Source organism: Dyadobacter sp. LHD-138 (assembly GCF_030929615.1).
Taxonomy (GTDB): domain Bacteria; phylum Bacteroidota; class Bacteroidia; order Cytophagales; family Spirosomataceae; genus Dyadobacter.
Map to the genome: position 1 here is coordinate 51326 of NZ_JAVFVU010000001.1, position 14693 is coordinate 66018.

General features: G+C 43.6%; 14 protein-coding genes. 9 read left to right on the plus strand and 5 right to left on the minus strand.

Going from position 1 to position 14693, the window contains the following annotated elements; genetic code table 11:
- Window positions 1-6 precede the first annotated feature (6 nt).
- From RB622_RS00240 to RB622_RS00265, 6 genes are all read left to right on the plus strand, one after another.
- The gene (locus RB622_RS00240; RefSeq protein WP_308044459.1) at window positions 7-420 is read left to right on the plus strand and encodes a DoxX family protein; all 414 of its coding nucleotides are present in this window, start codon (window positions 7-9) and stop codon (window positions 418-420) included.
- Window positions 410-988 carry a YdeI family protein gene (locus RB622_RS00245; protein ID WP_308044460.1) on the plus strand — a complete coding sequence of 193 codons (579 nt, stop codon included), beginning with the start codon at window positions 410-412 and terminating at the stop codon, window positions 986-988. The genes RB622_RS00240 and RB622_RS00245 overlap by 11 nt, the downstream gene beginning before the upstream one ends.
- Window positions 989-1425: 437 nt before the next feature.
- Window positions 1426-2265 (plus strand): ABC transporter ATP-binding protein, encoded by an 840-nt coding sequence (locus RB622_RS00250; RefSeq protein ID WP_308044461.1) that lies wholly within the window; start codon window positions 1426-1428, stop codon window positions 2263-2265.
- 93 nt (window positions 2266-2358) lie between these two features.
- Window positions 2359-3129, plus strand: a complete 771-nt coding sequence (locus RB622_RS00255) for a hypothetical protein (protein WP_308044462.1) — start codon at window positions 2359-2361, stop codon at window positions 3127-3129.
- 13 nt (window positions 3130-3142) lie between these two features.
- Window positions 3143-3523 carry a GntR family transcriptional regulator gene (locus RB622_RS00260; protein ID WP_308044463.1) on the plus strand — a complete coding sequence of 127 codons (381 nt, stop codon included), beginning with the start codon at window positions 3143-3145 and terminating at the stop codon, window positions 3521-3523.
- Between the two features lie 11 nt (window positions 3524-3534).
- A complete protein-coding gene (locus RB622_RS00265) occupies window positions 3535-4218 on the plus strand; it encodes a hypothetical protein (protein WP_308044464.1) in 684 nt (227 codons plus the stop codon).
- Window positions 4219-4306: 88 nt separating this feature from the next.
- On the opposite strand, the gene RB622_RS00270 is transcribed toward RB622_RS00265, so the two are convergent.
- The 5 genes from RB622_RS00270 to RB622_RS00290 all read right to left on the minus strand — a co-directional run bounded on the left by RB622_RS00270 (window position 4307) and on the right by RB622_RS00290 (window position 10537).
- The gene (locus tag RB622_RS00270) at window positions 4307-5647 is read right to left on the minus strand and encodes a sigma-54 dependent transcriptional regulator (protein WP_308044465.1); all 1341 of its coding nucleotides are present in this window, start codon (window positions 5645-5647) and stop codon (window positions 4307-4309) included.
- A 117-nt stretch (window positions 5648-5764) separates the two neighbouring features.
- Window positions 5765-6493: a 6-phosphogluconolactonase gene (gene pgl / locus RB622_RS00275; RefSeq protein WP_308044466.1), complete on the minus strand. Its 729-nt coding sequence runs from the start codon at window positions 6491-6493 to the stop codon at window positions 5765-5767.
- A 12-nt stretch (window positions 6494-6505) separates the two neighbouring features.
- Window positions 6506-8011, minus strand: coding sequence for a glucose-6-phosphate dehydrogenase (gene zwf, locus RB622_RS00280; protein ID WP_308044467.1), 1506 nt, complete (start codon window positions 8009-8011; stop codon window positions 6506-6508).
- A gap of 16 nt (window positions 8012-8027) precedes the next feature.
- On the minus strand, window positions 8028-9440 hold the full coding sequence (gene gndA, locus RB622_RS00285) for an NADP-dependent phosphogluconate dehydrogenase (RefSeq protein ID WP_308044468.1): 1413 nt from the start codon (window positions 9438-9440) through the stop codon (window positions 8028-8030).
- Between the two features lie 542 nt (window positions 9441-9982).
- Window positions 9983-10537, minus strand: coding sequence for a YcxB family protein (locus RB622_RS00290; RefSeq protein ID WP_308044469.1), 555 nt, complete (start codon window positions 10535-10537; stop codon window positions 9983-9985).
- Between the two features lie 313 nt (window positions 10538-10850).
- Here RB622_RS00290 and RB622_RS00295 point away from each other — a divergent pair, with 313 nt between their 5' ends.
- From RB622_RS00295 to purE, 3 genes are all read left to right on the plus strand, one after another.
- Window positions 10851-12911, plus strand: coding sequence for a BatA domain-containing protein (locus RB622_RS00295; RefSeq protein WP_308044470.1), 2061 nt, complete (start codon window positions 10851-10853; stop codon window positions 12909-12911).
- A gap of 104 nt (window positions 12912-13015) precedes the next feature.
- On the plus strand, window positions 13016-14161 hold the full coding sequence (locus RB622_RS00300) for a 5-(carboxyamino)imidazole ribonucleotide synthase (protein ID WP_308044471.1): 1146 nt from the start codon (window positions 13016-13018) through the stop codon (window positions 14159-14161).
- A gap of 39 nt (window positions 14162-14200) precedes the next feature.
- Complete coding sequence (purE, locus tag RB622_RS00305) at window positions 14201-14692, plus strand: 5-(carboxyamino)imidazole ribonucleotide mutase (RefSeq protein ID WP_308044472.1); 492 nt, start codon at window positions 14201-14203, stop codon at window positions 14690-14692.
- Window position 14693: the final 1 nt, after the last annotated feature.

The window sequence follows — 14693 nt, forward strand, 5'->3', positions numbered from 1 at the left end:
ACAACCATGACAAAGCGAAATAAAATCATCTATTGGGTTGCAACCGGCTGGCTTGCATTAGGCATGGTATCAACGGGCATTGTGCAGCTAATCAAAATGAAGGAGGAAGTCGATATGATGACGCATCTGGGTTATCCCATCTACTTTCTGACGATAATTGGCGCTTGGAAAATGCTGGGCGTTGCTGCGGTGCTGGTTCCAAAATTTCCTTTGGTAAAAGAATGGGCGTATGCAGGTTTTTTCTTTGCCATGTCGGGCGCGGTTTTTTCTCATCTGGCTATCGGAGATAGCGCCAAAGAGCTTTTTGGACCTATTTTACTACTAATCCTGACTGCGGTATCCTGGTATTTCAGACCCGCAACACGCCGCCTGCCGACAGAAAAATCGTTTCAATTAATACATGAACAGCATGAATCCTAAGGTTGATTTTTACTTTAATCAAGCCACGCAATGGCAGGAAGCAATCGGACAATTGAGAACAATTGTTCTGGACTGCGGGCTAAACGAAGCATTGAAGTGGGGATGTCCTTGTTACACACTGCATACGAATAACATTGTTTTAATACATGTGTTCAAGGATTATTGCGCGCTATTGTTTTTCAAAGGAGTATTGCTGGATAACACCGACGGTATTCTGATCCAGCAAACGGAACATGTGCAGGCGGCGCGTCAGATTCGGTTCACCAGCGTACAGGAAATAGCGGAGCTGGAAACCAGTATAAAAGCCTGTATTTATGAAGCCATTGAGGTGGAAAAGGCTGGTTTGGAAGTTGTTCTCAAAAAGACCACGGAATTTACAATCCCGGAAGAATTTCAGGTAAAATTAGACGAAATCTCCGCCTTGAAAACTGCTTTTCACGCATTAACGCCCGGGCGCCAACGCGCTTATCTCCTGCATTTTTCTCAACCAAAACAATCCAAAACCAGGGAGGCAAGGGTGGAAAAAAATGTTCCCCGGATTTTAGAAGGGAAAGGACTGGATGATTAATAAGTGGCTGTTGGCAATTAGCTATATGCGATTAGCTCAGTAACCGGATGATTAATAGCTTATTATAAAAATCAACAATATGAACTAATTTTTCACTACTATTTACCGGTATTGGAAATCTCCAAATTCTATTCACAATATAATTTACTGCCTTATCTCGCCTCCAACTTCCGGTCGGCGGGATTTTTTTTACTGCTTCCTTTTTTACCGTTCGGCCAGTATCCCACCATGTCAGGTGACGATTTCGTTAAAATCAAGATAAAAATACCTAATCTGAAAGTCATACAACTCACTCAATTTAAGTATTTTAAAACACCACACCTTCTTCATTCAAAACCTCAATTCATAAAATAATTTCACAAAATACTTTGAATGTATAAAACTTAAGCAATACTTTTGAAGTGTACTATTACACTAGAACACTAAACAAGTATTGTATGATTCACGTAGACTCGGTGTCGTTTGGATATAACCCTAAAAAGTTACTATTCGAAAACCTGTCTGTCAAACTTCATCCCGGGCATATCTACGGATTACTCGGAAAAAATGGAGCGGGAAAATCAAGTCTGCTGCGCAACATCGCGGGTCTTTTATTTCCAACGACAGGTAAGATTGAAGTAAATGGATACGAACCGCGCAAGCGGCAACCAGCCTTCCTTCAGGATTTTTTCCTGATACCGGAAGAAATCTATTTACCAGCCGTGACGGTCGAAAAGTACATTGCCACGCTGGCACCTTTTTATCCGAAGTTTGATGAGGCACAGTTCCGGGGCTACCTGGAAGAATTTGAAATTCCGGAAGGTAACAAGATCACAGACCTGTCGTACGGGCAAAAAAAGAAGATATTGATTGGATTCGGACTGGCGACCAACACAAAATATCTGATCATGGACGAACCCACCAACGGTTTGGATATACCTTCCAAAGCACAGTTCAGAAAACTGGTTTCCGCCGCACTGGACGCACACCGGGTGATTCTAATTTCTACGCATCAGGTCCGCGACCTGGATAACCTGATCGATTCCATCATCATTCTGGAAGACAGCAAAATATTACTGCACCACAGCCTGGAAACGATCAGTGAAAAACTGCGCTTTGCAACCCTTGTTACGACCGAAGACGATAGCCGCGTTTTGTATTCCGAACCATCACTAAAAGGTTACACGGTGGTCATGGAAAACTGGGAGCAGGAAGACAGCCGGGTGGATCTTGAACGCCTGTTTAATGCCGTAATGAGCAATCCCGGCCGAATCCGGAAAATTTTTCATGAACCATGAAAATATGGATTCAAATACTGCTGGTACTCGGATTTTTTATCCTGAAAGTACTGCCGAAAATATCTCCGTTTTTAAACATTAAAACTTTTTTATATGAATCAGGTTTTTAATTTTCGCCGGTTCGGGCTACTACTGAAACTGGATTTTGCAGAAAATGGGAAGAAGGCTATACTCGCTCTGGCCGTCATTATCGGACTTATGCTGCTGCTCATGAATCCCGTTGTCGATTTCAGAAAAATAGGTTTTTCTCCCATTTTTTTACATATCCTCTCCTATTGCATCGCTCTGTTTTGTGGCAGTCTGTTCACAATTTTGGTATTTGAAAAATACGCTGCACCTACAACAGGGATCGCCACAATACTGATTCCGGCTTCCCAGACCGAGAAATACATCACGGCTTTTATATCAAGCATACTGTTTATGAGTGTGCTGCTTTCCGCATTCTTTGCGATGCACTATCAGTTTTCAGAAATCCTGATCAGGAAATATCCGAATGAAAAAATTAACCCACTGCCGTCAGAGATTTTGATTGCCTTCTCTTACATATTTTATCTTGTTCATGGTGTCACCTTTCTGGGGTCTATTTATTTCCCGAAAGCTACCTACATTAAAACTGCCTCTGTATTTTTTGCCTTTCTGGTTATCTGCTTTTCTGTAAACTGGATCATGGTTCATCAGATGGTTGAGGCAGGGACTATCGTTCAAGGCCCTCCTCTTGCAAAATGGAATGTATTTAGAAACGGAACATATATTAAGGTAGAATACAGCAAAACAACGTTTCTGGCCGTCAAAACTTTCCTGGTTCTGTTTGTATTAGCATTATGGCAGGTGGCCTATGTCAGGCTGAAAGAAAAAGAAATTTAACCCATCAACATTCATGGAATTTAAAGATAAACAATCCATTTACCTTCAGATCGCCGACTACATCTGCGAGCAGCTCCTACTTGGTAAATGGCCTCCCGGGGAAAGAATACCGTCTGTCCGGGACCTGGCAAGTACGCTGGAAGTAAATCCCAATACGGTTATGCGCACTTACGAGTATTTGCAAGGGAATAATATCATTTACAACAAACGCGGTGTAGGGTATTTCACTGACGATCAGACCAATAAGCGCATTCTAGAATCCCGCAAAGAGCGTTTTATGGAAAGCGAACTACCGGATTTTTTCCGCACGCTTTATTTGCTGGACATCAGCATTGAAGAATTGCAAAAACGATATAAAACATTTATTGAGACAACTCATCCTGCAACACTTTAATTTGAACGAACATGAAAACAAGCAATAAACTTATCATTGCGCTGATTCTCGTTAGCATGATCGCGATGTTGGGAACCAATCTGGAAATAAAAGCGGCATACAATAAAATTAAACCGGATGATTTATTCTATGGATATGAGACCAAACCGGTTAAGGCATTCAAAACAGTTGTTCTGATTGGCAATGATCATGGTTTTATTGAAATCCAACAAGGTAAAAGTAATGAAGTACGGATTAACAAAGACCTGGCGGACCGGGTAAAACAAACCATTTCCGGAGACACGTTGAAAATTAGTTACCTGGAAAAAGAACGAAATAAATATCCGACAGCGGATCTTACCTGGGCCCGCTGGCCGGCCGTTTACATTGAAGCCCAACAGCTCTCTTCTGTTTCTATAAAGGATATTCCCTGCAAAATTAGAAGCTGGCATTCGGATCATTTAGACTTGTCGTCAACCAGCAGTTTTACACTTTTAGATGACAATTCTATCAAAAATGTTACCGCATCGTATCAGAAAGGAAGCGGATTACAGATTAACAAAAACAATGTTTTGGGAAATACCACTATTAAAATAAAAGACAGCAGCTCGTTAAACATCCAGCAGGACGTTTTCACCTCCCTTGATCTTGATCTTGAAACTACTGCAAAGGCAAATTTATCGGGAGATCTTCTCAGGAAATTAATGAAGAAATAAAAGCAAAAATCAATTAGCCATGAAAAGAGAACGGGGAGCAGAATGATCTGCGCCCCGTTCTCTTTTCCGATACAGTTTTCAAATGGATTCAATGAATACTATACTCATCCAGCTTACGATAAAGGGTAGCAATGCCAATTTCCAATAACCTTGCCGTTTCTGCTTTGTTGCCTTTTGTATAATTCAGTACTTTCTGAATGTGCAGCTTCTCTACACTTTCCATGGAAAAAGCGGAAAGCTGACCACCTTTCTCCGCCGGCTCCGACTGCTGTATTTCGAAAGGAAGACTCTCAATATCCAGCTGATCATCACTTAAAATCACAGCACGTTCGATGACATTTCTTAGCTCACGGATGTTGCCCACCCATTTGTAAGTTTCGAGTTTTTTCAGAAATTCATCCGAATAAATCAGCGTTTTTTTGTTCATTTTCGCAGAAAACTGTTCCACAAAAAAACGGACAAGCGGCTCAATATCCTTCACCCTTTCTCTTAACGGCGGAAGCAGAATCTGAAAAACATTCAAGCGGAAATACAGATCCGAACGAAACCGTTTTTCCTCGCTTTCAACTTTTAAATCCCGGTTTGTTGCAGCAATAAGCCTGAAATTGGATTTACTGGGTTTGGTATCACCCAGTTTTATAAACTCGTTTGTTTCCAGCACGCGCAGCAGCTTTGCCTGCAACTCCAAAGGCATTTCGCCTATCTCATCTAAAAACAAAGTCCCGTTATTGGCTTCTTCAATAAGACCTTTTTTATCCTTATTGGCACCGGTAAAAGCGCCCTGTTTGTAACCAAACAATTCACTTTCCAGGATATCCTTCCCGAATGCGCTGCAATTCAAGGCCACAAAATTCTTTCCCGCCCGATGACTTGCCTGATGAATTCCCTGCGCAAAAACTTCTTTTCCGGTCCCGGTTTCGCCTGTCAGCAAAACATTGGTATCATTTGGCGCTACTTTCTGAGCCAGCTCAATGGCTTGCTGAATGCTTTTTGATTTTCCGATAATCGCCTGAAAGGAAAACTTATCCTCCACACGTTTTTCCAGATCTTTTACCCGCTTTTGCAGCTGTACTTTCTCAATGGCCCGGTGCAGCAGCGGAATAATTTTATCGTTATCGTCACCCTTGACAATGTAATCAAAGGCGCCGTTTTTCATCGCCTGCACACCATCACTGATCTTTCCATAGGCGGTCAATAGAATCACTTCGACCTGCGGTTTTTTTGATCTGATCTTTGACACCATATCCACCCCGCTTCCGTCAGGCAATTTCACATCGCAAAGCACCACATCAAGCTCGTGCTGTTCAACACTTTTCAAGCCCGATTTGCAATCACCGGCTTCGAGCACATCAAAACCCTCTGCTCTCAGTATCCTTGCCAGCAGTGCACGAAGTTTTTCTTCGTCATCTATAATTAGTACAGTTTTCAAACTTTTATTCGTGAGTTGGAGTAATAATCAAATGTAGCAGGAATTGTGATACGCCTAAAACAAAAAGAAGAATACCTGTCGCCAGATATTCTTCTTTTAATATGTAAACAAACGTTCTTACGCTTTCAATAAGCTGGCAGCCGGTTCATCGATAAACCAGTGAAGCGTTCCTTTCGCCGGCTTAATCACCTGCGAAGGATACGTATCCGGTTCAAATGCTCCTTCCAGAACGTGTTTGAGGGTTTCTGCCTTGCCTGCTCCAACGGCTAAAAACGCAACGCAGGCCGCGTGGTTCACAACCGGTGCCGTTAAGGTGATCCTGTACATATCCTGGGCCGGCAAAAAGAAGGAAGTGGTCCAAGCCTTTTGCTCATGCACCACCGGCGTACCCGGGAATAACGACAGCGTATGTCCGTCATCGCCCATGCCCAGTAATACAAAATCAAAGGTTGTTTCTTCTCCATCGAAATACTGCTTCAATATCTTTTCATATTCCGCAGCCGATTCTTCCGGTCCGATGTCTGTGCGCATCACGTGAATATGCTCGGCTTTTGCACCGATCTTATGCAACAGTTCGTCATAGGCCATTTTGGCATTGTTCCGCGAATCCTCGTAGGGAACAGCTCTTTCATCCCCCCAGAAAAAATGTAGTTTTTCCCAGGGAATACTCTCGCTGTAAGGAGATTCGGCAAGCAAAGTATATAATTGCTTCGGCGTACTCCCACCGGAAAGTACAAAAGTAAACCGGTCCTTTTTTGTTAAAACCTCCTGAATATACTTGTTGAGCCATTCAGCCAGTTCTAAACTTAGTGCTTTGGCATCTTTTGCTATGTGCAGTTGTCCCATTAATTTCAAATTTTAAGCTGATGGCAAATTAACCCAGGCATGTCCGTCACGTGCGATAAGCGCGTCAGCGTCTTCCGGCCCCCATGAATCGGGTGCATAATTCGGGAAGTCCACAGGCTTACGTTTCTCCCAAGTTTCAAGGATCGGCATGATCACTTTCCAGGCCGCCTCAACCTGATCGCCTCGCATAAACAAGGTCGCATCGCCTTCCATCACATCCAGAAGCAAAGTTTCATAGGCTTCCGGCGCGTGTTCGCCATTGGCTGCGTCATAGCTGAACGTCATATCCACTGGATCCAGTGTCATGGTCTGACCAGGGCGTTTTACCTGGAAACGGATGCTGATATCCATTTCCGGCTGAATGCTGATGGTAAGCTTGTTCGATCTCCATGTATCCGCAGATTCCGTTGGAAATGCGTTATGCGGCGCAGATTTAAACTGCAAGGTAATGTGGGTTGCTTTCTGGTTCAGGTATTTTCCGGTACGTACGTAGATCGGAACACCCTGCCAGCGCCAGTTATCAATATAGAATTTCGCTGCTGCAAAAGTATCGATCGCCGATTCAGGATTAACGCCTTTTTCTTCACGATATCCCACAACCTGCGTGCCTTTTTTCCACCCTTTTGCATACTGACCACGCACTGCGTATTCATGCACTTTATCGGGGGTAATCCGGCGGATTGCATTCAGTACATCAACCTTTTTATTTCTGATTTCGTTGGCGTCGAAAGAAACAGGAGCTTCCATCGCCACCATACAAAGTATCTGTAAAATATGGTTTTGAACCATATCACGCAAGGCACCGGAATTTTCAAAATATCCTCCGCGCCCTTCCAAACCAACGCTTTCCGCCGCTGTGATCTGGATATGTTCAATGTAGTTACGGTTCCAGATCGGCTCAAACAATGCGTTAGCAAAACGCAATGCAAGAATATTCTGTACGGTTTCCTTACCAAGGTAATGATCAATACGGAAAATCTGCTCCTCTGTAAACATGCTTGAAAGCAACGCATTCAACTCATGTGCACTCTTCAGGTCATGACCAAAAGGTTTTTCAACCACAATTCGCGTGCACCGTGTATCCGTGCAAATGTTAAGCGCACCAAGTTTGCTTGCAATTGAGGGAACCAGCTGAGGCGCAACGGCCAGGTAAAAAATAACGTTCGGGTGTTGTCCCCACTCCTCTTCTTTTTCCTTTACCAGATCCGTGATCTTGTGATAAGCTGCCGGATCGTCTCCATCCATCTGAAGATAAGAAACATGCTGGCTGAAATCTTTCCAATGACCGTTTTGTTCGCCTTTACGTCTGGAAAACTTGGTAATACCATCCAGCAAATGTCCGTGATACTCTTCATTCGTATAAGCACTGCGACCGATACCTGCGATGGCAAACTGGTCGGGCATCCACTCGTCAAGAAAAAGATTGTATAACGCCGGTGTTAATTTTCTATAATTTAAATCACCGCTTCCCCCAAAAATAAACAGTATGGAAGCAGGTGGTCTTTTATTTGTTTTCATAAAAAGTTACGCTCTGTTAATGATTCCATTCTGTATGGAAGGCCCCTGAAATGTCTGTACGCTGGTACGTGTGTGCACCGAAATAATCACGCTGCGCCTGAATAAGGTTGGTTGCCATACGCTCGCTGCGGTATGCATCGAAATATGCAAGTGAGGACATCAGCGACGCAACAGGAATTCCGCTAAGCGCAGCCTGTGCCACCACTGCACGTGTATTACCCTCAGCCGCTTTTACGATCGCCGCAACACCAGCGTCCAATAAGATATTGGGCAATTCAGGTGATTTTTTGTAAGCCTGCGTGAAAGTTCCCAACAAGGTTGAGCGGATGATGCATCCACCACGCCAAACACTTACCGCATCCGGCAAAGGAATATCCATGGCCAGTTCTTTTGATGCCTGAAACAACATCGCAAGTCCCTGCGCATAACTTAATATCGTACCAAAATACAAGGCATCATGAACCTGCTTAACCCATTCGTCGGTCGAAACAGTAATGGCAGCACCAGCCTGCGCATAAATCGCAGAGGCTTTTACTCTTTCGTCTTTATAACCGGAAACGGTACGCATAGCCACGGCACTGTCAATCACAGGTACGGCAACCGGCAATTCCATGGAATCCTGAGAAGTCCATTTCCCCGTTCCTTTTGAACCCGCTTTGTCAGAGATCATATCAAGCAAACGAGCGCTGGTTTTGTCATCATTCTGCAAAAAAATATCCGCTGTGATTTCAACCAAAAACGATTGCAATGCACCTTCATTCCATCTTTTGAAAGTTTCATGAAGCTGGTCATTGTTCAAACCTGCATGTTTCAGCAGCGTGTAAGCTTCACTGATAAGCTGCATGATGGCATATTCAATACCATTGTGAACCATTTTAACATAGTGCCCGGCACCTTCTTTTCCAAGATAGGCCACACAAGGCTCTCCGTGTACTTTGGCAGAAATCGCTTCAAGCAAAGGTTTCACGTGTGCATATGCTTCCAGATCCCCACCTGGCATAATGCTTGGACCCGTGCGCGCGCCTTGCTCACCACCCGAAACACCAACACCCATAAAATGGATTTCTTTGTCGCGCAGATATTTCACGCGGCGCAAAGTATCGGTGTAATGTGAATTTCCCCCGTCGATGATCACGTCACCTTTTTCTACCAAAGGCAACAATGATTCGATCACGTCGTCAACCGGTTTTCCGGCTGGAACCAACATCATCAGTTTACGTGGGCGTTGTAATTGCTGCACCATATGTGCAAGATCCGGAACTCCTTTCACGGTTGTCCCTGCTGTTGCCGCAGCTTCAAGTGCAGCAGTTTTGGTCTCGTCTTTATCAAAACCAATAACAGAAAACCCGTGATCGGCGGTGTTTAGCAATAGGTTTCTACCCATTACTCCCAACCCAATCATTCCAAAATCGAAGAGGTTACTTGACATAAATTAACGGTCTATTGAAACATGAAGCCGTAAAAATAGGCTTTTTTCACACTGGTTTTACGATTTGCAAGCGGCTTTGGTTCACAATGTGCGAAAAACGTTTTTTCAAAAAATATCTTCGTCCTAAAAACAACGGAGTTATTCATTAAAATTAAATCAGCAATGTATTGATTTAGATCAATTTGGCAAATATGTTCATTCGGGTGACAGGAATGGAAGTCATTTTTAGAGTCAGCTAAAAATGATCATTAAATTTGTTAGCTGTTCAAAGGCAACGCGTCCCATATGTCACCCTTTCAGGGTTGGACACTTACTAGTTTTAACCATTTTCTACAATAATTTCATCCCTTCGGGATTGTTATCGCGTGGAAGAATGATCGATGGTGATGAAACCAAATCCCGTAGGGATAGTTCACGTTGTAGAAAAATGTATGGAACGTTCCGAAAAACAAAATCCCGCAGGGATGACCGATATTGTAGAAAAACAAAAGAGCGGAAGCCAGGTTTCCCGGCTTCCGCTCTTTTATATCCAAACTGAAAGACTATTTTTCCGTAAGAAATTCTTTCTGCTTCAAAATTCTTTCAAAAACTTTCACATCATGATCAGAGGTGAAGATTGAAAAAGGAAGATGCACAAATTGCCCTCTCGAAATAATCAGGATATACGAATCCTTATCCTTATATACATCCTGAATTTGTTCCCATTTCATGATACTGCCTTCTTTTGCGTTGATTTTCATCAAAATCTGACGGCTGTCAATTTCATATGAAAATTTCTCAAACATCGGCTTATACTGTTCAAGCTGCGTGATTCCCGTAAACTGGATTACCCAGAAAAGTAGGTAAAGGATAACCCCGACCAGAATAACAATGTAAATCCAGATATTAGGATAAACGCCTGTCAGGCTTATCGCTGCATTAATAATAATCAATAGCAAGGGAACCGCTGCCCACTTAATTTGCGACTTAAAAAAATGCCGCATGGCAATGGAAATGTATTTTTTGGTTGGCAACGCATACCTCTTCGTACGAACCGCTGCCGGATTCGTAGGCATTTGATAAACAGGCTGGTGTTTGTTCACCGATACTTTGGCCATAATTCTGTTAAAAATTAATCAATTTCTTTATTTGCAATAGCCTGCCAAACGAATCAGTTATTCAGCCGACATTAAATGAACTACAAAGTTAGAAAAAAGGAGTCGACTTACGAGAAAGCGGCCAAAATAAAAGTGCTGTCGGCAGTTTGCTTCGGGCAAGCAGCTTTCAGATTGCTCACGTAAGGAACAAAAAACGAAAGTTTATCCACTGATAATTGAAAAATTTGCGTTCTTTAAGATATTAAAGTCCTTACTGCCTAAAACCGACAGCCGATGGCCGAAAGCCAGCGGCGCAAATAAACGTTTAACCTAAATGAGTTTTCTTTTTCCGTCATTCTTGTGGGGTTTGCTGGCCATATCTGTTCCGATAGCCATACATATATTCAATTTCCGTCGTACAAAACGTATTTTCTTTACCAATGTCGCTTTTCTGAAAGCGGTAGAAACACAAACACGTTCGATTCGTAAAATCAAACACTGGTTGGTTATGACGGCGCGTATTCTGGCCATCGCCTGCCTGGTTTTCGCTTTTGCACAGCCATTTCTTCCCGGAAAAAGTGACGCATCGGTCAACAGAAAAGGGATTACGAGCCTTTATCTGGATAACTCGTTCAGTATGCAGAACGAATCGAATAGCAAACGCTATCTGGACATTGCTACAAACCGCCTGAACGAACTGCTGGGACTTTTCAAAAATGCGACTTCCCTGCAACTGGTTACCAACGACTTTTCAGCGCAGGAACAAGGACTCTATCCGGCAGAAAAAATCCGTGACCGATTTACCACGATCGGTCTTTCGCACACGCCCCGCACGCTGGAACAGGTTTATAAACGTCAGGAAAATCTGGTTTCTAAACACCAGAACGGAGGTAAAAATCAGTTTTTCTGGTTTTCTGATTTTCAAAAAAGCACAACGGGTGATCTTTCCAAATTAAAAACAGATTCGCTCAATCAGCTCTTCCTGGTACCTGTGCAGGCTGTTGCCGAAAAAAATATTTTTGTTGATTCCGTCTGGTTGAACACGCCTTTCATTCGCGAGTTGCAGAACAATATCCTTTTTGTAAAGGTGAGCAACTCAGGGAGCGGCGATGCTAAAAAAGTGGTGTTAAAATTGAGTCTGGATAATACACAGTCTTCCACGGCGTCCGTTAATGTACCGGCCAACGGAAGTGCCCTAGCAAAGTTTAATTTTAACCTCAAAGGAAAGGGTTATAAACAGGGAAAAGTCACTTTCGACGATTTTCCGGTAACCTTTGACAATGACTATTATTTCGTTTTAAATGCATCGCCGTTGATCCGCATCCTGCACATTTACGGACAGAAATATGCCGGCAATTACATTGACAACGTCTATGCCAATGACAGTTTGTTTGCACTGCAAAGTTATACGGCTCAGAACGTGGATCCGGGTCTGATAAAAAATTCAGATATGGTTTTGCTTGAAGGTGTCGAGCAGCCATCGGGTATGCTGGCTGCCGAAATTCAGGATTTTGTAAAAAAAGGAGGAAGCCTCACGATCATTCCTCCGGCCGTTCCTAATACCGGGAGTTATACTTCACTGGTGCAAAATCTTGGTGTTAATGGCTTGAATACAGAAAAAACCGCCAACCGGGAAATGATCGCGATTGCCGCACCGGACAGAAATAATCCGTTTTTCAGTGACGTTTTTGAAGAATCCATTCGTCAGGAAATAAACCTGAATTTACCGGAAGCCTCCCCGGCCTGGAACTGGAACAGCGCCGGCCAGATACTGCTTTCGCTTCGCAGCGGACAACCTTATCTGAGTCAGATTTCCTCCGGAAAGGGCAAAATTTATTTATTTGCAGCCCCCCTTATTCCAGAATTCGGGTCTATGGCACAACATGCGATTTTTGTTCCGATCATGTATAAAATGGCTGCTTTGAGCGTCAGAGCCCAGCGGACGGCTTTTACATTTGACGAAAACCCGATTGCGCTGACTGTCAATAACGAAAGCCAGAATAGCGTGTATAAGCTTCGCCGAAATAAAACCGAGGTCATTCCCGTTCAAAAAATTGTGGGCAACCAGCTCTTGCTCGAAATTCCTCAGGGCGATCAAACGGGCAATGGCCTGGACGCAGGTTATTTTGAGCTGATCAAAGACAACAAGGTCGAACAATTACTGGCGCTCAACCACAACAACGGCGAGTCGAAACTCGACTATTACACGCCGACTGAGCTCAGAAATATTTTCTCCGGACAAAAAAATGTTCAGGTTTTTGATAAGATCGATGATGATGCCTTTGCTCAGGAATTTCAGCAACAGAACCTTGGGACCAGCCTTTGGAAATATTTTCTTTACGCCGCACTCTTCTTTTTATTGGTAGAAATCGTACTAATCAGATTGATGAAGTAATACAAAACAAGGTAAGTACCTTATCTTATCATGATTATTGGCAGAAACAGTTTTAAGTTCGCAGTTTTTCCACCAATTTTGCAAAAATACAATCGAACTAATAAATGCTTTCATCCCGAATAGGTATTCTTGGCGGTGGTCAGTTAGGACTTATGCTTTTGCAAGCCGCCATAGACTGGAACCTTGATATTCACATTTTAGACCCCGACGCAGAAGCGCCCTGCCGTAAAATTACCCCAAAATTCACCCAAGGTTCTTTACAGGATTATGATACGGTGTACCAGTTTGGTCAAGACCTGGATGTGATTACCATTGAAATTGAAAAAGTAAATGTTGAAGCTCTGGAAGCGCTGGAAAAAGAAGGAAAGAAGATTTATCCTCAGCCTTCTGTAATCCGGAAAATACAGGACAAAAGAATCCAGAAACAGTTTTACGTAGAAAAAGGACTTCCTACGGCAGCATTCGTGCTCACAGAAAACCGTGAGGATGTAAGAAATTTTGTTGATTTCCTACCTGCTTTTCATAAACTTGGCCGTGACGGATACGATGGTCGCGGCGTACAAAGGGTAACGTCCGAGGCTGATATCGAAAAAGCTTTTGACCAGCCCGGATTGCTTGAAAAAGCCGTTCCCTTTGAAAAGGAACTTGCCGTTATTGTTGCCCGCAATCCATCGGGACAAATCATGTGTTTCCCAACGGTGGAAATGGTTTTTCATCCCGAACTTAACCTGGTTGAATACCTTTTTGCGCCTGCTGAAATTACGCCTGAAATCGATCAAAAAGCACAGGAAATCGCAAAAAAAACAGCCGAATCCTTCCAGATCGTAGGTTTGCTGGCTGTTGAGTTATTCCTGACGGCAGACGGCGAAGTGCTGATCAATGAAGTCGCACCGCGTCCCCATAACAGTGGCCATCACACGATCCGCGCCAATGCCACCTCACAATACGAACAACACTGGAGAGCTATTCTGGATTTGCCTCTGGGCAGTACGGAAATCTATGGTCCTTCGGCCATGGTCAATTTGCTGGGCGAAGACGGTTATGAAGGTCCGGCCGTGTATGAAGGGATGGAAAAATTGCTTGCTACCGAACAGGTATTTCCGTTTTTATACTGGAAAGCAATTACGAAGCCTTTCCGAAAAATGGGACATATCACGATCATGGATCACAGCATCGCTTCTTTGAAAGAAAAGGTAGATTTCGTCAAGAAAAATATAAGGGTAATAAGCGGAGAACCGCAGAAAAAATAATCCCGGCTGACGTCGGATTTAAATAAATTAGCATAAAAAATGGTAGGAATAATCATGGGTAGCCTGTCGGACCGGAAGGTGATGCAGGAGGCAGCAGACGCACTAAACGAGCTTGGCATAACGTTTGAAATGGAGATCGTCTCCGCACACCGCACACCTGAGCGCATGCTCGAATACGCGGCGACAGCGAGAAAAAGAGGGTTGCAGGTTATTATCGCAGGAGCGGGCGGCGCGGCACATTTACCGGGTATGGTGGCATCGCTTACATCATTGCCTGTGATTGGCGTGCCGGTACTTTCAAGCAATTCTATTGATGGCTGGGATTCGGTACTTTCGATTCTGCAAATGCCATCGGGCGTACCTGTCGCCACCGTGGCGTTGAACGGTGCAAGAAACGCAGGTATCCTTGCCGCTCAGATTATCGGAGCCAGTGATACGGAAGTTGCCAACCGATTGGATATCTTTAAGGAGGGATTGAAAGATAAGGTGGCGACGATGAATAAGGAATTGAAAAATGAAGTTGTAAAGTAGT